We start from the raw sequence: 20,727 nt of genomic DNA on the forward strand, positions 1-20,727 counted from the left end.
GTCAATCCAGCAAGGCTGGTCAACATGGAAACAGGAGACACCATGATGTTCGGTATTCTTCGCTTCGCTCGCTACGTCCGCCGCGTGCAGGAAAATCACAAACGCGCCCTGATGGAGCGGACCTTTCTCGATCTTCCCATCGAACTACAGAAGGACATTGGCTGGCCAGCCGATAATGCCAGCCGCAAGGCGGCGAGACTGCAACGCGAGATCAATGCCCGTCCGGTCCTGTAACCTCTTTTGGCCCATGTCGCAGATTCCAAAAAAATGAACTTGTCCGCAGTGACAAATCAGATTTTTTATGGCCTCATCACGACATGGGCCATCGGTGGTTCGCAACAGGGTTCGGGCATGCCCTCACATAACAAACAAAAGCGTTCGATCGTCTTCTTCCTGGTTCCGGAATTCTCCATGATCGCGTTCGCGATGGCGGTGGAACCCTTGCGGCTGGCCAATCTCATGCTGGGCTACGAATGCTACACCTGGCGTGTCAGCTCCTACGAGGGAACCCCCGTTACCGCGTCCAACGGGGTTGAGATATCAGCCACCACGTCACTCGCCGACGAGCGCCGCAACCTGTCCGGCGAAGGCCGTCCGACCATGGTGTTTGTCTGCTCGGGGATCAATGTCGAGGGCTACAACAACAAGTCGGTTCTCGCCTGGCTGCGCGAAGAGCACAATCGCGGGGTCGCCGTCGGCGGACTTTGTACCGGCGCCTATATTCTGGCCAAGGCGGGACTGCTTTCCGGTCGCCGCTGCGCCATCCACTGGGAAAACCTTCCCGGGTTTGCCGAGGCCTTTCCCAAGGCCAATGTCTTCGCCGACCTCTATGAAATCGACGGCACGGTCCATACCTGCGCCGGCGGCACCGCAGCACTCGACATGATGCTGAGCCTGATCGGCGAGGATCACGACGACACGCTGGTCAACCGGATCTGCGAAATGGCGCTCACCGATCGGGTCCGCAATGCCCATGACCGTCAGCGGCTGCCTCTGCGCGCCCGCCTCGGAGTCCAGAACGCCAAGGTGCTCTCGATCATCGAACTGATGGAAGCCCATCTTGCCGAACCGCTGTCTCTGATCGAAATCGCCGACAGCGCCGGCCTGTCGCGGCGTCAGATCGAGCGCCTGTTCCGGCAGGAAATGGGCCGCTCGCCGGCGCGCTATTATCTTGAAATCCGGCTGGATCGGGCCCGGCACCTGCTCATCCAGTCGCCGATGCCGGTGGTTGAGGTGGCGGTCGCCTGCGGATTTGTCTCCGCTTCGCATTTCTCCAAATGCTATCGCGAACTCTACGACCGCTCACCACAGCAGGAGCGGGCAGACCGCAAACAGTACCAGACCGCTGCGTGATCTCACTGTCCAGGTCCCAAACCACGGATCGCTTTCACCCTGGCCGAACAAGCGAAAAGCCCGCAGATTTGCTCCACGGGCTACAGGCTTTTAATCGCAGGATTGAATGAACCGCCGCGCGATCAGCTACGCGTTCGCAACGACCGCAGCAGCGGGATAAGCGGCCTTTTTCAGTTCATCCAACTTGTTCAAAATTGCGATGTTCTGTGCGATCCGGCACTGAAACTCTTCCTGAACAAAGGGACGGTAGAGAAAATCACTCGCGCCGGCCTTGAGAAAACTTGCCGAAAGCTGCGGATCGGCCGAATTGGAAATCCCAATAACACGCAGGACATCATCGGAATAACTGCGACGAAGCTTGCGGGTAAGCTGATAGCCGTCCATGTCACCCATGTGGTAATCGGTCAGAACCAGCTGGATATCCGGGTTGAGGTCAATCATTTCCAACGCTTCGGCGCCGGAAGAAGCCTCGATCACATCAAATTTCTGCGCCCGCAACATAGAACACAAAATGCTGCGCTGTGTCTTGGTGTCATCGACCACCAGAATCCGGTAGTTACGGTTAGTGACGATCCGCCTGACGGCCTGAACGATCTCATCAAAGGCCCTGTCAGTGTCCTTGATCACATAGTCGAGCACATTCTTTTTCAGGATCTTTTCGCGCATGTTGAAATCGAATTTCCCGGTGAAAACAATCGCCGGGAGATCTATTTCCAAAGCATAATCGAGAGCTTCACAATGCGGTGAATCCGGAAGGTTGAGATCTGTGACCGCGAGGAAAAAGCCATGATTTTCGTCACCGGCCAACCCACGCATTTCGGCAAGCGAGCTGCAGGTCACGACATCCACACCGAGTTCCGCTTCGAACCGGTACTTGAGGGCGGATGTGAACATCCTGGAATCTTCAACCAGCAGAACCCGCAGGCGTTCGGCCATTGGCAGCGTGTTGCTGTGCTTCCCGAGTGTGGTCGAATGTCCAAGCATTTCACTCACTCCAACGATATGCGCATCAACCCGCTTCACCACAGATGTGGTCTGCGCCGCTACGCGACTTTTGGCTTCTTCTGGCCGGCGTACATCCGACGTGCCGTTTTGATCTGGTCAAGTGTATCAAGATTTTGATTAACCCGGCAGTAGAACTCCTCGTCCACAAACGGTCTTAACATAAAGTCGTTACCACCAGCTTTAAGAAAACGGGCAGAAAGTAGCCGATTGTCCGAAGATGACACACCGATGATCCGTAACTCATGGCTGCCGCGCACGGCCCGCAAACGTCGCGTCAACTCAAAACCGTCAATGTCGGGCATATTGTAATCGGTGATGATCAGTCCGATATCCGGCGTCTTTTTCAGGATCTCGAGAGCCTGGGCACCATTCTCGGCCACGCTGACCCGGAAGTTGAAGCGCTCCAGCCGGCCACGCAACAAAGCGCGCGCCGTGGCGCTGTCATCAACAATGAGTACATGGTGGCGATGGTTGGTTAAAAACCGGCAAACAGATTCCGCCAGCAGATCGATAGCCAGGATATTGTCCTTGATCACATAATCCACAATGTCGCGGGCCAGAATGCCTTCACGCGTCTTTTCGTGGAATGTCCCCGTGAACACGATGATCGGAATCGAAAGCTCGGCCAGATAGCTCAGTGCTTCACCGTTTTCCGCACCGGGCAGGTTCACGTTCGAGATTGCCAGCGTGATGGGTTTTTCGGCATATTCGAAGGCAAGCTGCAGCTCTTCAAAGTTGCGGCAAACTTCGATGTCAATGTCGAATTCTTCCTTAAGCTTCTGGCCAATCATCGAGGTGAAGACATTCGAGTCTTCAACCACCACAATCCGATGATCTGCGAGAGACCCACCGGAGTACTGCATACCCGAAATTCCAATAAACATGAGCGCCCCTTTTTTAGTCGCCTTAACTTAGCAATCACTGAATTGAATTTCGGTTAACAGTGGTTTTGGAAAAACTTGAGAAAATACCCGTAAAACCTTGGATCAGATTTTGCAGGTAGAAGTCTTGGCGAAAGCGCCGGGGCAACATCGCGTCATCGGGTCTGCCGGCAGTGCGGCATTGGCCGAAAAGCGGATTGCTTCAGCACCGAAACAGGCAGCACAAGATCCTCGCTACCTGTCATCGAACATCCACTGCCGCTGTTGCCAGATCTTCTCGCCGACCAGGCAATCATAGGGCTCGGTTGCGGACCTCAGCCCCTGCGCCCCAAAGGCCTGGGCGAGACGGACATTGGGCTGCAATGGCACAATTCCGCCGATCTCGAGAATGAGTTTGCGCCGGATCGCTTCCGGGAACTGATCCCAATGCGTGACCGGAACCAGGAAACTGCCAGGACCGCCAATCACGCAATTGGCATAATAGACATCCAGATCGTCAATGTTGAAGCCGCCGCCGGGCCCTTCGCGGGTCATCAGTGGCAAGCCGTTGATGACAATACGACGCTCGAGCGCCTTGGCACGAGCCTCAAGCACTGGGCCGCCCTGGTTGTTGGGCCCGTCACCGGATATGTCGATCACCTTGCGGAACCCCTCATAGGGCACCGCTTCAAGCCTTGCCAGCGCATGTTCGATCGCGCCTGAAATCGAGGTCCGGCGTTGCGGAAACGGCTGTGAACGCCCCACAGTGTCAGCCACCCGCTGGGCATCCGCCGCACTCTCGACCAGGGTCCAGTCAAGCACGAGGCGAACCGAGCCGTTGCCGGCCCATTCGAACATGGTCACCGCAATCCGGCCATAGGCCCCCTGTGCGATTGCACGGATGACATCGGGATGGGCAAGCGCCGCAGCGTAACCGTCACGCTGGATTTCCAGCTCGCGCGGCGACATTGACCGCGACACATCAACCGCCAGGACAAGCGCCACATCGACCGGTTCCCGCGCTTGTGCGGGCGTGACAAAGAGTGCCAGGCCAAGAGCTACGAAGAGAGTACGAATCCATTCCGCCATGCCGCAGTCTAGCATGCTGCGAACAGCAGCAGAACTTATCAATCAAACCGGCAAAGAACCAGATCCAGTATGACCTATGCCCAAAGCCCAGATGAAACAGATCAAACCAGTCCTTTTAAGCCTGATCAGCTCCGCGGCTTGAGGTTCTCCGGATCGTATAGCGGCGTATAGCCGACGGCTGCCACTTCAACCGGATAGGTTTCGCTGAAATACTCGACGGTCAGCTTCCGCCCCAGCTGGCAATACGCCCATGGCAGATAGGCCAGCGCGATGTTCTTGCCGATGGTCGGACCATAAGCGATTGACGTCGTGTAGGACCGGCGGCCGAGTTCATCGACAAGCGTCTCGCCGGTTTCGGGATCCATCACCGGCAGGATGCCGACAGGATAGCGCGCCACGCCCTTGGCATCGACATTGTCAGTCATCACCAGCGTGCACAGCATGGCGGGCTGGTGCTCGCGCGCCTTGTACTCCAGGTGTTTTTCCTTGCCGCGGAAATCGGCTTCCTTGACCTTCGGACGCGCCAGATCGCTTTCAATCAAATTGTACTGGGTTAAAAGATCGGCGTTCTGCAGCCGCAGGCTCTTTTCCATGCGACGGGAGTTGGCGTAGGTCTCGACACCGACCGGCGTCACCCCAGTCGACCTCAGCGCGTCCCAGACGGCCAGGCCGTCCTCGTACTTCATGTGCAGCTCCCAGCCCTGCTCTCCGACATAGGAGAGCCGGAACGCGGAAACCGTCTTGCCGGCGATCTTGATCGGCTTGATCGCGGCAAAGGGGAAGTTCTCGATGTCGAGGCCCGCTGGATCGGCAACCACCTTCTTCAGCGTCTCGCGGGCATTCGGGCCCCAGATGCCGATGGTGGTGAAGGCCTCGGTCACATCGGTGATGGTGACGTCGTAACCCTTGTCCTCGGCGACGCGGCGCATGTAGTGGAAATCGCGCGGGCCGGCGTCGGCGCCGTTGATCAGCCGGCAGCGGTCTTCCATGCGGATGACGGTGAAGTCAGCGCGGACCATGCCCTCGTCATCGAGGAAGTGGGTGTAGATGCCCTTGCCGATCATGTTGTCGCCGCCGATCTTGGCGGCACACAGCCATTCCATCATGGCAACATGGTCGGGACCCTCGATGTCGACCATGTGGAAATGCGACAGGTTGATGATGCCGCAATCTTCGGAAAGCTGCAGATGCTCGGCATTTGAGACCCGCCAGAAATGGCGGTTATCCCACTCGTTCTCACGAACAGGAATGCGGTCGCCGAACTTCTCGAGCAGATGCGCATTGGACGCATAGCCATGCGCCCGCTCCCAGCCGCCCAGTTCCATGAAGTGACCTCCAAGCTCGACTTCGCGTTCATAAAACGGCGAATGCTTGATGCCGCGGCTGGTTGCATAGGGCTCGCGCGGATGGATTGCCGGGAAATAGATTTTCTGTGCCGCCTCGTAGCAGCGGTTTTCAATGAATTCCTCGGTCATCTGGTGCGGGTAGAACCGCGCGTAATCGATCGAGTTGTGATCGATTTCGGTGCGCCCGTCGGTCATCCAGTCGGCGATCAGCTTGCCGTAACCGGGACCATCCTTGACCCAGATGGCGACGCAGTACCACAGACCGCGGACCTTCTGGCTTTCACCGCAGGACGCGCCGCCGCCGGCGGACACCTGCAACAGCCCGTTGAAGGAATAGCTTTCATTGTAGCCGATCTCGCCGAGGATCGGGGTCAGTTCCATGGCGCGTTCCAGCGGCTCGAGGATCTGCTCCATCTCGAGGTCGCGCTGCGAGGGCGAGAGACGGGCTTCATTCTTCTCCAGAATGTCGCGCGGATGGCAAAGCCGCGGTTCGTCGGTTTCGTAGTAGCCCCATTCGATCTGGCCGCCTTCGGCGGTTTTCGGATCACCGGTGTCGCGCATATAGGCCGAGTTGCCCTGATCCCGCATCAGCGGAAAGCCGATGTCCTTGCCGGTTCCTTCAAACTCGTTATACGGCCCGAAGAAGGTCAGCGGGTGATCGACCGGCATCACCGGCAGGTCTTCGCCGACCATCTCCGCAATCAGGCGCCCCCACAATCCGGCGCAGACCACCACATGATCCGCCATGATCGTGCCGCGATGGGTGACAACGCCCTTGATGCGGCCGCCTTCAACAATCAGCGACTGTGCGGGTGTGTTGGCAAAGGCTTTGAGTTTGCCGGACTTCTCACCGAGATCGACCAGCTTGCCGGCAACCGTCTGCGAGCGCGGGATCACCAGACCTGCATCCGGATCCCACAAGGCGCCTGCAACCATTTCCTCTTCGACAAGCGGGAATTTTTCCTTCACCTCGGCAGGACCGATAAAGCTGGCGCGCGTCCCGAAAGCCTTGCCGGACGAGATCTTGCGCTTGACCTCTTCCATCCAGGCCTCGTCACCGGCGCGAACAATCTCAAGGCCGCCGATGCGGGCGTAGTGGCCCATCTTTTCGAAGAAATCGATCGAATACTGCGTCGTCCAGACCGACAGGTAGTCGTGGCTGGTGGTGTAGCAGAAGTCAGACGCATGCGCCGTCGAGCCGATATCGGTCGGCACGCCCGACTTGTCGATGCCGACAATATCGTCCCATCCGCGTTCGATCAGATGATGCGCGATGGACGCACCAACAATGCCCCCCACGCCAATGATGACGACCTTAGCCTGCTTCGGAAACTCTGCCATTTTAGTCTGCCCTGATTGCGCTTTGCGCAGAATTTAGAAGCTGCCACATCAAAACTAGAGCCTGTCTACGACATTATCGCCATGCTGCACGACCAGCAGCACAGGCAGACAGCGTTTTCGGGCTTCAATGACCACAGGGTTTCGGCCTCGCGGGGAACCGCTGGAAAGCGATGCAACCGCATTGGCTTGGGCAGTTGTTTTGCACCAGAAGAGGCGGAACCAGCCGCGGATAGCAGCACCAGAGATCACTCATCCATCACGGTCAAGGGCCTCGGCAAGCAATTCGATCTGGTTTTCAGCGAAGACGGCTATGCCGTTTTCCGACAGCAGCGCGGCGACCACGCCTTGGCCTGTCCGCGAGACCCCGTCGAACTCCCCGCTGTAGACATAGGAGGTTCCGCAGGACGGGCTTCCATCGGTCAGAAGTGCAAACCGGCAATCATGGGAACGTGCCGTTTCAAGAGCGATGTGGGCCCCCGAACAAAACTGGCTTGTCACATCTGCGCCTGTCTGCTCAAAGATCCGCGCTGTGCCGGTCAGCACATCATGCCCCTGTTTTCCCGGTTCGATTTCAGCGGGAGGTCGTGGTGTCGGAAACCCGGCCGCAACCTCGGGACAAAGGGCCACGATGCGCCCTTGTTTGCGCCAGAGGGCAATCAACCCGCTTTCAACCAGCTTGTCGGAGCCATTGTAGCGCACCGGACGCCCCAGCAGACATGCACTGACGAGAATCTTGTCCATTCGTGGAATGCCTGACATTGAGCTGCCGTTGGTACCAACAAAATCACCACGGAGCGGCCAATCCCGGGTCGGGTGCTCCGCGGCGGATATGTCAATCAACTATTTGATAATCGCACTTCCGTTGACGATCTCGATGGTCTCGTCACCCGACAGGGTTTCCCGGTCACCGGAAGGCATGGTCACAAAACAACCGGACGGGCAGAAGACACTCGTCGCTCCAGCCTCGACCACGAGTTCAACCTTGTCGCTTCCCTCTGTCACGATGAGAATATGCGACTGGCCATCCTTGTTGGTGACGGTGGCCGCAGAGCACACACCGAGCATCGTTAAACTGGCGGCAAGTGTCAGAACTGGTGTTTTCATCAGCCTTCGGCGGTTAAACCGCCGCTCCTTGTTGACGCGAACCCGGACACATGATGGCCCGGCTTGGATTGATGTCTAGCACTGCGAAACTGAATGGCGGCTGAACAGATGGCACTACTTTTCCCCCTCGCCGCCACCATCGTCGACATCCATGCTGTCCGCTTTTGCTTTTGAAGGACGCCTGCGGCGCTGGGTCCCGGCCTGCGTTTCAGGCGCCGGCACCAGTTTGGATGCTGATTTTGCCCTCGAAGCCTTCACAGCCGCAGCGGGGCCTCCACCGGTCTTTTCCTTCAAGACGGCAAGAACTTCGCCGTCTTCGCCGAGCTTGATGTTCAGGTCGCGTTGCGGGAACGGAATCTCGATGTTTTCGGCGTTCAGACGCTCCAGAATGCGCAGACTGAGTTCCGTGCGGACCGTGATTCCGTTGAGCACGTCGGAAATGTGACATTTGAGCACGAAATCGAGCGAGGATTCGCCGAAGCCCGAGAAGTGAACGACCGGTTCCGGCACCCGCAAGACCAAATCATGCCCCTGCGCGATTTCAGTCAGGATCTCGATGAGCTTCCGTGCATCGGTATCGTAGCTCACCCCGATCGGCACATCGACGCGGCCAAGCTTGTTGCGGTGGGTCCAGTTGCCCACCGGAGAATTGATCAACTCGGAATTCGGCACAATGATCGACTGCCGGGTGAAGGTCTCGATCTCCGTTGCCCGCACCGAGATCTTTTTAACAAACCCTTCGGTCGTGCTGGTCGAGACCCAGTCACCAACCTTGAAAGGCCGTTCAACCAGCAGGATCAGCCCGGACACGAAATTGCTGACGATGTTCTGCAATCCGAAACCGATGCCCAGCGACAGCGCGCCCGCCACGAGCGCGAGGTTGGACATATCTATACCGGCCGCCGATACGCCGATAAGGCCGGCAATCGCCACACCGAGATACCCGATCCCGGTCTTGATAGAGTTGCGGACCCCTGCATCCATGCGTCCGCGTGACATCACACTGCCGTCCAGCCAGCGTTGGAACCAGCGCGTCACGATCAAACCGATGATGAACATCACAACGCCGAAGAAGATACCAACCAGCGAGATGGTGATGCCGCCGATGCGGATGTCTGTCATGACCCGGTAGAACCAAAGCTCGATATCCTGGGGCTGAAATCCCCATTGCAGCAGGATCAGCGGCACACCCAGCATCAGCACCAGCAGATTGATCAGCAAACCGGCGGCAAGCCCGGCCTGGTCGAGCGCCATCGGCCCGAGTTGGTAGCGGGTCTCAAGCCAGCGGCCGATCGCCGTGCCTGCAAACGTCTCCTGCGTGGAGATCGCCCGGCCGGAGAGGTATCCGATATACATCATTGTCAGGATCGCACCGGTGACCACAATCTGGGTGGCCACAAACCGCGCTAGCCCGATATATCCCAGAAGCGCCGTGAGAAAGAGCCCCACCCCCGCCAGCAGCAGGGTTGTGGATATGACCCTCGGCCAGCGCTGACCGCTGTCAGCCGGATCGCCGGATGCCGCGAGCATAGGTTTGCCCATCGACATCATGATCAGGATCAGAGACATCAGCACAACGGCAATCAGGCCCTTGGCCACCGTCAGCACCACAGGTGAATCGAGCGTCTGGCTGACGGTGTTGAGCACGTAGTCAAGGCCGTTGACCACCACCAGCGCAACAACCATCACATGAAGGAGCCGCGCTCCGCTGTTGGAGATGTTCACCAGCCGCCAGGCCGGCATGTTCGGCGACAATACCGCCCGTGCAAGCTTGCTGACAAAATAGATTCCGACCACGACGGCCAGCGCAACCGCAATCACCGGAGCGACATCGCGGCGAAGCAGCGAAAGACTGTCGGCGAGAAGATAGACGATCCCGGCCAGTGCAGCCATCGCTGCCGTCGGAATCAGTGTCGACCAGAACGCCACCGACAACCGGCTTGTATAGCTCGGCTCCTCTCCGTCTGTTTCGCGATGGATCAGCCAGCCAAACACTCTGAAAGCACCCGCCACCAGCACCAGAGCTGCCAGCAGCGAGAAGAAGCACCACGCCAGGACCGCCTGCCATTTGAACAACCAGATGAACTTGATCCAGGATCCATAGATACGTTCGAGCTGGCCTATCTCATCATTGAGCGCAACATACGCCTCCGACATCAAACCCGGACCGAGCTCCGTGCGTTTGATCAGCGTGTTAGTGAACAGGTCGCGTCTCAGGCTGGTGATCTTGTCACCGAGTTCACTTGCCTGCACCGAGACTGCCTCGGCACGCCCGGTCAGCGCGTTGATTGCCGCCCGCTCCTCAGCCAACCGTGTTCGCTCGGCTTTGAGAGTGTCCGGCTCAGCCGGTTCTCCCTCGGCCGGAGGCGCCCCCAGCTGGTCAAGTCGAGCCTTGATCTCGGTTTGCCGTGGCCTGAGACTTACGCCTACATCAAGCATCGAGCGCGCCAGTTCCTCGGCTTCGAGCTTTAGGTCGACAAGGGCCGTGTCATTCTCGGCATTCTCCTCGACACGCTGTTGAAGCCGCGTCATATCCGCCTCGGCCGCTTCAAGCTTCTCTTCCGCCGCCACGATTGCCTGCGACACCGCCGTGACCGCTTCGGGTGCCGTCTGTGTTCCGGGCGCCGCGGGTATATCGGTTGCGCCGCCATCGGCTGCAGGAGCAACAGTGCCGGAGGGCGCAGCTTCAGGCAGCGGCTGGGCAGGGTCTGCCGATTGCACCGCGTCTGGTGCCTGGGCCGTCTCGGCTGTCTGGGAAAGCGCTGCGCCCGCTGTCCAGATCATCAGCAGAGCTGCCAGCGCAAGGGTGATCAAGCGGTCAAAGCGCATGGAATTCCTGTTCTCAAGTATATCATTGCGTCATCAATAGCAGGCTGGCCATGCATCTCAAGCTCGCCGCTGCGCAGCGGATCCTCTACAACGGCCAAACCGCGTCTTTATCGGGCGGAAATGGTGTCTAGAAACCAGCCCTGGGCTTGCTGAGATACGCCTCTTCAGCCAGCGTCGATTCCCTGCGCAAGATGGAATTGCGGTGTGGGAACCGGCCAAATTCGGCAACGACGTTTCTGTGCTGGTGAGCGTAATCGAGATAGGTCTCGTTGCCCAGCGCCTCGCAAAGCTGAACAGCCCGATTCTGCTCCGCCAGATCTTCGGCATGCTCGAACGGCAGATAGAAAAAAATCCGCTGCGCTTCGCCCACACCCATGTCCGCACCCGCCGCGATAGCAGCTTTGGCCTCTCTCAGAGCCAACCAGTCGGTTGCAAATGCCAAAGGCGAATTCCGATAGATGTTGCGCGGAAACTGGTCATACACGATCACCAGCGCCAGCCAGGCCTCGGGCGTTGCACGCCAGACATCGGGCACCTCGCGCGACAATTCCAGATGCAGACCAGTGAACCGCTCAGCGATCCGCCTGTCGACGGCATCTTCCTTCACGAACCATTGCTTGGGGGTAAGCTCGGAGAACCAGAACTGGAGCACAGTGTCAGGCGTTTCGGTCATGTCTTGTCCTTTGGAAAGCCAACGGCCCTGTCGCAGATGTCGGGTTTTCAGGCCTCCCGTCAAGCCATGTGCATAAGGCGCAAGGCAACCATCCGATCACGCCGCCTTGGCTTGTGCCTCAAGCGCCACCAGAATCGCGCCATCCGTCACCTGAGCCCCCTCGCTGACCAGCACCTCGGACACCACCCCGTCGCGTGGCGCGTTGAGCGTCATTTCCATTTTCATCGCTTCCATGATCACCATTGGATCACCCGATGCGACCGCCTGCCCTGGCTCGACCAGAACCTGTTTGATGATGCCCGGCATTGCCGAAACCACCTGATCACCGCCGCCAAGCTGCTCCGCTCCGCGCGCACCACTGGGCCGCAGGAAGCCGTGCGTGAGCCCTTCATGGAACACTGTCACGGCGTCCTGCGCGCAAAGCACTCGGCACCGCCGCGTCACCCCGGCTGTTGAAAACTGCCAATCGCAGCCATCGGCGCGAACCATGGTCAAATCAACCCCGCCAGCCTCAAGCCCATCACCGCCAATGCGCCAGTCCTGCGCCCCAACCCTTTCAATTTCGAAACCCTGCTCGGCGTCTCCAGACGTCAGGGCGACCTGTCGCCGGGGGGAACCCCAGATCTCGAAGGGGCCTATCGCAGCCACGGGATCGCTACCCTCTGCACCATTCCGCACCATCCCCGATGCAGCAAGCACCGCCAGCGCGATGATGTGATCGGGTGCTGCTTCCACAGCCGTCAGGCTATCAATGTTGCGGTCAATCAACCCTGTATCGAGTCGGCCGGCCGCGAAATCCGCATCCCGGCACAGCCGCGCAAGGAACGCCGTGTTGGTCACGGTGCCGGCGATTTCTGTCCGTCCCAGAGCACCGGCAAGCTTTGACAGTGCTTCGGCCCGTGTCCGCCCATGGGCGATCAGTTTGGCAATCATCGGATCATAGAAAGGCGTGATTTCGTCGCCCGTGCGCACACCTGCATCCACCCTGATGTCACCACCGGGAAACGCCAGGTGCGCGAGCCGCCCTACGGCCGGCAGGAAGCCTTTGCCGGCATCCTCGGCATAGATCCGGGCTTCCACCGCATGTCCGTCGATCGACAGCGCGTTCTGCTTCAGCGGCAATTGCTCGCCAGCCGCCACCCGTATCTGCCATTCGACCAGATCAAGCCCGGTGATCAGCTCGGTCACCGGATGCTCCACCTGCAGCCGCGTGTTCATTTCCATGAACCAGAACTTGTCGGCACAGAGCCCGTCGCTGGCATCGACGATGAACTCCACCGTGCCCGCGCCGCAATAGTTGATCGCCCTGGCCGCCTTCACCGCGGCAGCGCCCATTACCGTGCGCATGTCTTCGGGCATCTCCGGCGCCGGCGCTTCCTCGATCACCTTCTGGTGCCGCCGCTGCGCCGAACAGTCGCGCTCGAACAGATGCACCACATTGCCGTGACTATCGCCAAACACCTGGATCTCGATGTGCCGCGGTGTGGCGACATATTTCTCCACCAGCACCCGGTCGTCACCGAATGAGGCCTTCGCCTCGCGCCGCGCAGAGGAAAGCGCCGCGGGAAAATCCTCCTGCCGCTCGACCTTGCGCATGCCCTTGCCGCCGCCGCCGGCCCGCGCCTTGATCAGCACCGGAAAACCGATCTCATTGGCCTTGCCCGCCAGCACCACCAGTTCCTGCGCCTCGCCGTGATATCCCGGCACCACCGGCACCTTGGCCTTTTCCATCAACGCCTTGGCCGCATCCTTCAGCCCCATGGCCCGGATCGCCTTGGCCGACGGCCCGATGAAGATCAGCCCGGCCTTCTCCACCCGCTCGACAAAATCCGGGTTCTCCGACAGGAAGCCGTAGCCGGGATGGATCGCGTCCGCTTCAGTGCGTCTGGCGGCATCGAGAATGGCATCGACTTTAAGATAGCTCTCCGACGCCTGCGCAGGCCCGATCAACACCGCCTCGTCAGCCATCTCGACATGCAACGCGCTTGCGTCAGCGTCCGAATAGACCGCGACCGTGGCAATACCCATTATCCGCGCCGTGCGGATGATCCGGCAGGCAATCTCGCCCCGGTTGGCGATGAGGATTTTGGTGATGGTGCTCATGCCGGTTCCCCTGCGGCGAAGTCGTCAACGACTTCAAACCGCTCATAGATAAAGACCATATCAGGATCGAATGAGCCCTGGCGCTGGTAATATGCACCATAGCCCTTGCGCCAGTCCTCCAGATCCACAAACTCGCCCTGCGCCGCGATGCGGCTGTCGTCCATCTGCGTGTAACTGATTGTCTCGAGGCTCAGGGTTCGCGTCGCCAGTGCCGGGTCGCCATTCCAGTCAAGCGCGATGTCGATGCGGCCAACCTCGGGATAGGACTCCGGATCATCTTCAAACTCGTCGGGCGTCGCGCAAGTCGCCGTCTTCCTGCCCGCGCGCATCAGGTCAATGATCACGCGGTTGAGCTGTTCACTGTCCCCGGGTCTGTAGGTCTGGGCACCGGGATAGCGTTCCAGTGCCTGTTGCAGAGTCAAAGTCACACCACTCTCCATCACATCCTGAACACGCCGAACTTCGTGTCCTCCACCGGCGCATTCAACGCCGCCGACAGGCTCAGCGCCAGGATCTCTCGGCTCTTCAGCGGATTGATGATGCCGTCATCCCAAAGCCGCGCCGAAGCATAGAGCGGGTGGCTTTGGGTCTCGAACATCTCGATGGTCGGGCGTTTGAATTCGGCCTCTTCCTCGGTTGACCATTCGCCGCCCTTGCGCTCGATGGCGTCGCGCTTGACGGTAGCCAACACGCCCGCCGCCTGTTCGCCGCCCATCACCGAAATCCGGCTGTTGGGCCAGGTCCACAGGAAACGTGGCGAATAGGCCCGGCCGCACATGCCGTAATTGCCCGCACCGAACGAGCCGCCGACGATCATGGTGATCTTCGGCACCTGCGTGGTCGCCACGGCCGTCACCATCTTGGCGCCGTCCTTGGCGATGCCGCCGGCCTCGTATTTCTGGCCCACCATGAAGCCGGTGATGTTCTGCAGGAACACCAACGGGATCTTGCGCTGCGAGCAGAGCTCGATGAAATGCGCGGCCTTCACCGCGCTTTCGGAAAACAGCACCCCATTGTTGGCGACAATCCCCACCGGCATGCCCATCACATGCGCGAAGCCACAGACGATGGAAGTGCCAAACCGCGCCTTGAACTCGTCAAACCGCGAGCCGTCCACCACGCGGGCGATCACCTCGCGGATGTCATAGGGCTGGCGGGTGTCGGCGGGAATGATGCCGGCAATCTCGGCCGGATCGTAGAGCGGGTCTTCCGGCGGCAGACAGTCCATCTGGCACAGCCCGGCCCGGCCCCGCCCGTTGAGATTGGCCACCGCCTGCCGCGCCAGCTCCAGCGCATGCGCGTCATTGTCAGCCAGATGATCGGCCACGCCGGACAGCCGCGTGTGCACATCACCGCCGCCCAAATCCTCGGCGCTCACCACCTCGCCGGTGGCGGCCTTGACCAGCGGCGGCCCGGCCAGAAAGATCGTGCCCTGATCGCGCACGATGATGGTCTCGTCGCTCATCGCAGGCACATAGGCGCCGCCCGCGGTGCACGACCCCATCACCACGGCGATCTGCGCAATCCCTTGGGCGCTCATATTGGCCTGGTTGAAGAAAATCCGGCCGAAATGATCCCGGTCGGGAAACACCTCGTCCTGGTTGGGCAGATTGGCGCCACCCGAATCCACCAGATAGACGCAGGGCAGATTGTTCTCGAGCGCAATTTCCTGGGCGCGGAGATGCTTCTTCACCGTCAGCGGATAATAGGTCCCGCCCTTCACCGTGGCGTCGTTGCACACCACCATCACGTCGCGGCCCTTGAGCCGGCCGACACCGGCAATCACGCCCGCCGACGCAATGTCGCCACCATATAGCCCGTGCGCAGCAAACCGCCCGACCTCGAGAAACGGCGAATCCGCATCAAGCAAGGTCGCCACCCGTTCGCGCGGCAACAACTTGCCCCGCCCGACATGCCGCTCGCGCGAAGCCTCCGGCCCGCCCTGCCGGTGCAGCTCGGCCGCCTCGGCTGTCTCGGCAATCTGCGCCTGCATCTTTGCCGCGTTGTCCTTGAACGCTTGCGAGCCGGTGGAGATCTTGGATTGGATGATCGACATCAGCGAATGAGCTCCACTTTGCAAGGCAGGCCGAGATCGGCCCAGTTCCGGTCAGCGGTCAAGGCCGTCGCCTTCTCGCGGATGGCCAGCGCAAGGCAAGCCCGGTCACCGAGCGACAATCCTCGATGACGCGTGCCCGCGCGCAAACGCCCTGCCATCTCAGCCAGATCCATGTCGAAAGCCACAACATTCAGCCGGAACCGGGAAAGCGCAGACAGCGCCCGGTCGGTTTCATAGCCCAGATCTATCAACCGCGTTATCACCTCCACGCCATTGACCGAAGACAAAAGGGCGCCTGCGAGAGAAGGCATTGCAATCTCCGCGCCGTCCTCATTTCTCAGCACTGCCAAAAGAACCGAACTGTCGACCACAACGCTCATTCATTTCCATCTTTCAAACGGGTTCCCTCTTGGTGCAAACGATCAAACCGTTCGTCTGAACGTTTCTGATCTTCCCGGCGTTCGCGCAAGAAATCGTCCACCACATCTTCCCCAGCAGGCACAAGTCTGTTGAACTCATCCTGCAACTCCCGGATTACAGCCATGTAGGACTTGATCTTGAGTTCCCCGTCGACAACTTCCAGCGCCATCTCGTCACCCGGCTTGACCCCGAGCGCCTCGCGCATCGCGGCAGGAATGACCAGCCGTCCGCCCTCGCCGAGCTTCACGCGGTCAAGCATCGGGTTTTCCCGCGGCACAAAGGCCGCCTCATAGGCCGATTGGCCGCCCTCATCGAAGCCTGTTTCCTTGGTGCGCTTTGCCACAGTGCCAACCCTCTAGTATCTGGCATATTTTCAATTGCTGGCAACATAACACAATTCTGTCACGCGGTCTCCGCCATCATCTCACGACCGATCAGCATGCGGCGCACTTCCGATGTCCCCGCACCTATCTCGTAGAGCTTGGCGTCGCGCAGCAGCCGGCCGGTGGGATAGTCATTGATGTAGCCATTGCCGCCCAGCGCCTGGATCGCTTCAAGCGCCACCTGCGTCGCCTTCTCGGCGGAATAGAGAATACAGCCCGCCGCATCCTTGCGCGTGGTCTCCCCCCGGTCACAGGCCGCAGCCACCGCATAGACATAGGCCCGGCAGGCGTTCATCGTGGTGTACATGTCGGCAAGCTTGCCCTGCATCAGCTGGAAATTGCCGATCGGCTCACCGAACTGCTTGCGCTCATGGCAATAGGGCACAACCACATCCATCGCCGCCGCCATGATCCCGAGCGGTCCGCCCGACAGCACCACACGTTCATAGTCGAGCCCCGACATCAGGATACGCGCGCCCTGCCCCTCTTCACCCAGCACGTTGTCGAACGGCACCTCGCAATCCTCGAACACCAGCTCGCAGGTGTTCGACCCGCGCATGCCCAGCTTGTCGAGCTTCTGCGCGGTCGAGAACCCGGCCATGCCCTTCTCGATCAGGAAGGCGGTGATGCCGCGCGATTTCGCCTCCGGATCGGTCTTGGCATAGACCACCAGCGTATTGGCGTCCGGCCCGTTGGTGATCCACATCTTGTTGCCATTGAGCACATAGCGGTCATTACGCTTTTCGGCGCGCAGCTTCATCGACACCACATCCGAGCCCGAGCCCGGCTCGCTCATGGCCAGCGCGCCCACATGCTCGCCGGTGCACAGCTTGGGCAGATACTGCGCCTTCTGTGCCTCGGTGCCCCAGCGGTTGATCTGGTTGACGCACAGATTGGAATGCGCGCCATAAGACAGCCCGATCGAGGCCGAGGCGCGGCTGATCTCTTCCATCGCCACGGTGTGCGCCAGATAGCCCATGCCGGTGCCGCCGAAATCCGGATTGGCGGTCATGCCCAGAAGCCCCAGCTCACCCATTTCCTGCCAAAGGTGCATCGGAAACTGGTTGTCCCGGTCGGTTTCATCGGCAACCGGGGCCACCCGGTCGCGGGCAAAGCGCGCCACCGTTTCCCTCAGCGCGTCGATCTCCTCGCCCAGGCCAAAATTCATGCTCGTCGAAAACATCTCAGTCTTCCTCTTGTTGTCCGACCAGTCGCGCCACCAGGCGAACATAGATCGCCTCGATCTCATCGAGCGACAGACGCCCGTTGTCACGGTACCAGGTGGTCATGCCGTTGAGCATGGCAATGATTGCCATGGTGGTCACCTGCGGGTCGATGATGGAGAACGAACCATCTGCGGCACCGCGCTCCAGGATCGCATAAGGCACACGTTCATATTGACGCCTGAGCCGCTCGATCTCGTTGAAATTCTCACCTTCGAGATTTCTCAGCTCCATGTAGGAGATGAACACCTCGCGCGACCGGTCAAGGTGATAGCGGATGTGGAACCGGACAAACTCTTCCAGCGCATCGGGTGGCATCAGGCCCGGCTGTTCCGCCTCGGCGCAACTTGCCAGCAGTGTTTCCATATGGACCTGCAACAGCTCGTTGAGCAGATCCTGCTTGGTCGGAAAATGATTATAGATCGCCCCGGCCTGAACCCCGGTGGCCGCCGCAATCGCTCGCATCGACACCGCAGCGTAACCTGACTGCGCAAACAGCTCCAACGCCACATTGCGCAGCTTTTCCGCTGTTTCAGCTCCCGATGATCCCGCCCGTCGCGCCATGGCTCACACAATTAAATGAACGTTTGTTTATTTTATCGTCTTCCGCCTCATTCTGCAAGTCCCGACGAACCGAAAATGGACGCGCCGCACAAGCCACAAGGCAAGCCCGGCAATCCGCTCAGGCAAGCCAGCGCTTGCGCCGCTTGTAGTGCTTGACGTTCTTGAACGAGCGCCGCCCCTCGCCGCCGACGCCGAGATAGAATTCCTTCACATCCTCGTTCTCGCGCAGATCCTTGGCGGCGCCATCCATGACGATGCGGCCCGATTCGAGAATGTAGCCGTAGGTGGCGTAGCGCAGCGCGATGTTGGTGTTCTGTTCAGCCAGCAGAAACGACACACCTTCCTGCTCATTGAGTTTCTTGATGATCTCGAAGATCTCTTCCTGCAATTGCGGCGCCAGGCCCATCGAAGGCTCGTCGAGAAGGATCATTTTTGGCCGGCTCATCAACGCCCGCCCGATCGCCGTCATCTGCTGTTCGCCACCGGATGTGTAGCCCGCAAGGCTGGTCCGCCGTTCACGCAGGCGCGGGAAATAGTTGTAGACCATTTCGATGTCGCGCTTGATCGCCGCATTGCCGTCGCGCCGCGTGAATGCGCCGGTGAGCAGGTTTTCCTCAACGGTGAGATGGCCGAAGCAATGCCGGCCCTCCATCACCTGGATGCAGCCGCGCCGCACCAGCTCATTGGCCGTTTGCGCCTCGATGCGCTTGCCTTCAAACTCGATAGATCCCTTGGTCACCTCGCCGCGCTCCGAGCGCAGCAGGTTGGAAATCGCTTTCAGCGTGGTCGATTTGCCGGCACCGTTGGCGCCAAGCAGAGCAACAATCCCGCCTTCCGGAACCACCAGCGAAACGCCCTTGAGCACAAGGATCACGTGGTCATAAATGACCTCAATGTTGTTCACCTCAAGGATGTTGGGCTGCGTTGCCGCTTGGGTCGATACGGAAGTGGACATCGTCTTGGAGCCTCACCGGTCAGAAAGGAATGTCAGGATTGGGTCCCTGCCGCGCAGACGATTCATCCGCGCGGCAGGTCTGTTTCAGCCGTCAGTTCAGGCAGGCTTCAGTCCGCTCAGGCCAGGGAGCATTGCTCTCGGCATAATCGGCGGCAGCCTTTTTGAGCAGCGGCTTGACCATGTCGACATCCGGTGAGAACCAGTCGCCGGCCTTCTTCCAGTCCTTGCCGTCCCATTCGACCACATAGACCTTGTGATGGCCGGAGTGATCCTCGCATGACAGCTTCATCGGCAGGGCGAAGCCTTCCATGCCGATTTCCTTGAGACGCGCCTCGGTGATGTCGAGGTTTTCAAGGCCACTGCGCATGTCGACCGCGTCGATCACAGTCTTGCCTGTGAGTTCCTGCGCACGACGGATGCCTTCGGCGATCAGCATCGAGTTGTAGACACCGCGGTTGTAGAGGTTGTCAGCGAATTTCGCCGGATCAACCTGGCTCTTGCCGGCGTCGACAACATACTTCTTGATGTCCTGGATGACGCCGAAGTCGGACCCCACACCGTGGAAGTTGAGCGTGCGGTAACCCTTGGCGGCCTCACCGCCGGCTGCCGCATCATCATTGCCGCCCGACCACCAGATGCCGTAGAAATTTTCCATATTATAGCGGATCTTGGTGGCTTCCTTGACCGCGGTCGGGCTCATGGCGCCCCAGCCCCACATGATCATGTAGTCAGGCCGGTCGCGGCGGATATTGAGCCACTGGGAAGACTGGTTCTGCATTTCCTTGCCCGGAACCGGGTACTGCAGCAGCTCAAAGCCCATGTCGCTGGACATCTGCTCGAGCAGCGGGATCGGCTCGCGACCATACCCGGCATCAAGGAAGATATAACCGATCTTCTTGCCCTTGAGATTTTCGGCGCCGCCTTCGCGGTTGGCGATGTCGGTGACAATCGCCGAGGCGCCGTCCCAGTAGGTGTTCGGCGGGTTGAACACCCACGGGAAGGTGTTGCCTTCAGCCGCGGCCGACAGACCATAGGCCATCGACAGAACCGGGATCTTGTCCACGGACGCCTTCGGGATCACCTGCAGCGTAATGCCGGTCGAATAGGGGCTGATGACCAGCGCGCCTTCGCTCTTGACCTGCTCGTAGCACTCGACGCCCTTCTGCGTGTCATAACCGGTTTCGCACTCGCCCACCCGGATCTTGACACCATTGATCCCGCCATCACGCTCATTGAGCATGGTGAGATAGTCATGCATGCCATTGGCGATCGGAATGCCCGAACCCGCAAAGGGGCCGGTCCGGTAGCTGAACAGCGGTACAAACAATTCTTCAGCAAAAGCCGGCAATGCCGTGCCTGCCAACGTGCCGGCCAGGATGGTTCCGGCAATCAGACGCTTAAGTCGCATTGTATTCCTCCCATT

General features: G+C 59.7%; 19 protein-coding genes. 2 read left to right on the forward strand and 17 right to left on the reverse strand.

The window, feature by feature from the left end:
- The first annotated feature begins 42 nt into the window (after nt 1–42).
- Both HPDFL43_RS15425 and HPDFL43_RS15430 read left to right on the forward strand, forming a co-directional pair.
- The gene (locus HPDFL43_RS15425) at nt 43–234 is read left to right on the forward strand and encodes a hypothetical protein (RefSeq protein WP_156970295.1); all 192 of its coding nucleotides are present in this window, start codon (nt 43–45) and stop codon (nt 232–234) included.
- A 117-nt stretch (nt 235–351) separates the two neighbouring features.
- Nucleotides 352–1,353 (forward strand): GlxA family transcriptional regulator, encoded by a 1,002-nt coding sequence (locus HPDFL43_RS15430; RefSeq protein ID WP_040450324.1) that lies wholly within the window; start codon nt 352–354, stop codon nt 1,351–1,353.
- Nucleotides 1,354–1,479: 126 nt separating this feature from the next.
- On the opposite strand, the gene HPDFL43_RS15435 is transcribed toward HPDFL43_RS15430, so the two are convergent.
- The 17 genes from HPDFL43_RS15435 to HPDFL43_RS15515 form a co-directional block, all read right to left on the reverse strand.
- Nucleotides 1,480–2,337, reverse strand: coding sequence for a response regulator (locus tag HPDFL43_RS15435; RefSeq protein ID WP_007198315.1), 858 nt, complete (start codon nt 2,335–2,337; stop codon nt 1,480–1,482).
- A 59-nt stretch (nt 2,338–2,396) separates the two neighbouring features.
- Nucleotides 2,397–3,221: a response regulator gene (locus HPDFL43_RS15440; protein WP_007198316.1), complete on the reverse strand. Its 825-nt coding sequence runs from the start codon at nt 3,219–3,221 to the stop codon at nt 2,397–2,399.
- 252 nt (nt 3,222–3,473) lie between these two features.
- On the reverse strand, nt 3,474–4,307 hold the full coding sequence (locus HPDFL43_RS15445) for a DUF1194 domain-containing protein (RefSeq protein ID WP_007198317.1): 834 nt from the start codon (nt 4,305–4,307) through the stop codon (nt 3,474–3,476).
- Nucleotides 4,308–4,432: 125 nt separating this feature from the next.
- Nucleotides 4,433–6,994, reverse strand: coding sequence for a GcvT family protein (locus HPDFL43_RS15450; protein ID WP_007198318.1), 2,562 nt, complete (start codon nt 6,992–6,994; stop codon nt 4,433–4,435).
- Between the two features lie 249 nt (nt 6,995–7,243).
- The gene (locus HPDFL43_RS15455; protein WP_007198319.1) at nt 7,244–7,735 is read right to left on the reverse strand and encodes a 2-thiouracil desulfurase family protein; all 492 of its coding nucleotides are present in this window, start codon (nt 7,733–7,735) and stop codon (nt 7,244–7,246) included.
- A 99-nt stretch (nt 7,736–7,834) separates the two neighbouring features.
- Nucleotides 7,835–8,098, reverse strand: coding sequence for a hypothetical protein (locus HPDFL43_RS15460; protein ID WP_040449277.1), 264 nt, complete (start codon nt 8,096–8,098; stop codon nt 7,835–7,837).
- A gap of 114 nt (nt 8,099–8,212) precedes the next feature.
- The gene (locus HPDFL43_RS15465; RefSeq protein WP_007198321.1) at nt 8,213–10,927 is read right to left on the reverse strand and encodes a mechanosensitive ion channel domain-containing protein; all 2,715 of its coding nucleotides are present in this window, start codon (nt 10,925–10,927) and stop codon (nt 8,213–8,215) included.
- 127 nt (nt 10,928–11,054) lie between these two features.
- Entirely contained in the window at nt 11,055–11,600 is a 546-nt protein-coding gene (locus tag HPDFL43_RS15470; RefSeq protein WP_007198322.1) for a DUF924 family protein, read from the reverse strand.
- 96 nt (nt 11,601–11,696) lie between these two features.
- Nucleotides 11,697–13,703 carry an acetyl/propionyl/methylcrotonyl-CoA carboxylase subunit alpha gene (locus HPDFL43_RS15475; RefSeq protein WP_007198323.1) on the reverse strand — a complete coding sequence of 669 codons (2,007 nt, stop codon included), beginning with the start codon at nt 13,701–13,703 and terminating at the stop codon, nt 11,697–11,699.
- Nucleotides 13,700–14,131, reverse strand: coding sequence for an ASCH domain-containing protein (locus tag HPDFL43_RS15480; protein ID WP_040450327.1), 432 nt, complete (start codon nt 14,129–14,131; stop codon nt 13,700–13,702). Before HPDFL43_RS15480 ends, HPDFL43_RS15475 begins: the two co-directional genes overlap by 4 nt.
- Nucleotides 14,132–14,142: 11 nt before the next feature.
- Nucleotides 14,143–15,759: a carboxyl transferase domain-containing protein gene (locus tag HPDFL43_RS15485; RefSeq protein ID WP_007198325.1), complete on the reverse strand. Its 1,617-nt coding sequence runs from the start codon at nt 15,757–15,759 to the stop codon at nt 14,143–14,145.
- The gene (locus tag HPDFL43_RS15490) at nt 15,759–16,139 is read right to left on the reverse strand and encodes a type II toxin-antitoxin system VapC family toxin (RefSeq protein ID WP_007198326.1); all 381 of its coding nucleotides are present in this window, start codon (nt 16,137–16,139) and stop codon (nt 15,759–15,761) included. Before HPDFL43_RS15490 ends, HPDFL43_RS15485 begins: the two co-directional genes overlap by 1 nt.
- Nucleotides 16,136–16,522, reverse strand: coding sequence for an AbrB/MazE/SpoVT family DNA-binding domain-containing protein (locus HPDFL43_RS15495; RefSeq protein WP_007198327.1), 387 nt, complete (start codon nt 16,520–16,522; stop codon nt 16,136–16,138). The genes HPDFL43_RS15490 and HPDFL43_RS15495 overlap by 4 nt, the downstream gene beginning before the upstream one ends.
- Before the next feature lie 59 nt (nt 16,523–16,581).
- Complete coding sequence (locus tag HPDFL43_RS15500) at nt 16,582–17,730, reverse strand: acyl-CoA dehydrogenase family protein (RefSeq protein ID WP_007198328.1); 1,149 nt, start codon at nt 17,728–17,730, stop codon at nt 16,582–16,584.
- A gap of 16 nt (nt 17,731–17,746) precedes the next feature.
- The gene (locus HPDFL43_RS15505; RefSeq protein ID WP_007198329.1) at nt 17,747–18,349 is read right to left on the reverse strand and encodes a TetR/AcrR family transcriptional regulator; all 603 of its coding nucleotides are present in this window, start codon (nt 18,347–18,349) and stop codon (nt 17,747–17,749) included.
- Between the two features lie 118 nt (nt 18,350–18,467).
- Nucleotides 18,468–19,304, reverse strand: coding sequence for an ABC transporter ATP-binding protein (locus HPDFL43_RS15510; protein WP_007198330.1), 837 nt, complete (start codon nt 19,302–19,304; stop codon nt 18,468–18,470).
- Nucleotides 19,305–19,395: 91 nt separating this feature from the next.
- Complete coding sequence (locus HPDFL43_RS15515) at nt 19,396–20,712, reverse strand: ABC transporter substrate-binding protein (RefSeq protein WP_007198331.1); 1,317 nt, start codon at nt 20,710–20,712, stop codon at nt 19,396–19,398.
- Between the last annotated feature and the right edge of the window lie 15 nt (nt 20,713–20,727).

The organism is Hoeflea phototrophica DFL-43 (assembly GCF_000154705.2).
In the GTDB taxonomy this organism is placed as follows: Bacteria; Pseudomonadota; Alphaproteobacteria; order Rhizobiales; family Rhizobiaceae; genus Hoeflea; species Hoeflea phototrophica.

What these genes read in the sequence shown, in the direction of transcription:
- HPDFL43_RS15485 (WP_007198325.1), bottom strand. Translation starts at nt 15,759, where the DNA reads ATGTCGATCATCCAATCCAAGATCTCCACCGGCTCGCAAGCGTTCAAG.
- HPDFL43_RS15450 (WP_007198318.1), bottom strand. Translation starts at nt 6,994, where the DNA reads ATGGCAGAGTTTCCGAAGCAGGCTAAGGTCGTCATCATTGGCGTGGGG.
- HPDFL43_RS15430 (WP_040450324.1), top strand. Translation starts at nt 352, where the DNA reads ATGCCCTCACATAACAAACAAAAGCGTTCGATCGTCTTCTTCCTGGTT.
- HPDFL43_RS15475 (WP_007198323.1), bottom strand. Translation starts at nt 13,703, where the DNA reads ATGAGCACCATCACCAAAATCCTCATCGCCAACCGGGGCGAGATTGCC.
- HPDFL43_RS15470 (WP_007198322.1), bottom strand. Translation starts at nt 11,600, where the DNA reads ATGACCGAAACGCCTGACACTGTGCTCCAGTTCTGGTTCTCCGAGCTT.
- HPDFL43_RS15505 (WP_007198329.1), bottom strand. Translation starts at nt 18,349, where the DNA reads ATGGCGCGACGGGCGGGATCATCGGGAGCTGAAACAGCGGAAAAGCTG.
- HPDFL43_RS15500 (WP_007198328.1), bottom strand. Translation starts at nt 17,730, where the DNA reads ATGAATTTTGGCCTGGGCGAGGAGATCGACGCGCTGAGGGAAACGGTG.
- HPDFL43_RS15440 (WP_007198316.1), bottom strand. Translation starts at nt 3,221, where the DNA reads ATGCAGTACTCCGGTGGGTCTCTCGCAGATCATCGGATTGTGGTGGTT.
- HPDFL43_RS15465 (WP_007198321.1), bottom strand. Translation starts at nt 10,927, where the DNA reads ATGCGCTTTGACCGCTTGATCACCCTTGCGCTGGCAGCTCTGCTGATG.
- HPDFL43_RS15455 (WP_007198319.1), bottom strand. Translation starts at nt 7,735, where the DNA reads ATGGACAAGATTCTCGTCAGTGCATGTCTGCTGGGGCGTCCGGTGCGC.
- HPDFL43_RS15515 (WP_007198331.1), bottom strand. Translation starts at nt 20,712, where the DNA reads ATGCGACTTAAGCGTCTGATTGCCGGAACCATCCTGGCCGGCACGTTG.
- HPDFL43_RS15445 (WP_007198317.1), bottom strand. Translation starts at nt 4,307, where the DNA reads ATGGCGGAATGGATTCGTACTCTCTTCGTAGCTCTTGGCCTGGCACTC.
- HPDFL43_RS15425 (WP_156970295.1), top strand. Translation starts at nt 43, where the DNA reads ATGATGTTCGGTATTCTTCGCTTCGCTCGCTACGTCCGCCGCGTGCAG.
- HPDFL43_RS15435 (WP_007198315.1), bottom strand. Translation starts at nt 2,337, where the DNA reads ATGCTTGGACATTCGACCACACTCGGGAAGCACAGCAACACGCTGCCA.
- HPDFL43_RS15510 (WP_007198330.1), bottom strand. Translation starts at nt 19,304, where the DNA reads ATGTCCACTTCCGTATCGACCCAAGCGGCAACGCAGCCCAACATCCTT.
- HPDFL43_RS15460 (WP_040449277.1), bottom strand. Translation starts at nt 8,098, where the DNA reads ATGAAAACACCAGTTCTGACACTTGCCGCCAGTTTAACGATGCTCGGT.
- HPDFL43_RS15490 (WP_007198326.1), bottom strand. Translation starts at nt 16,139, where the DNA reads ATGAGCGTTGTGGTCGACAGTTCGGTTCTTTTGGCAGTGCTGAGAAAT.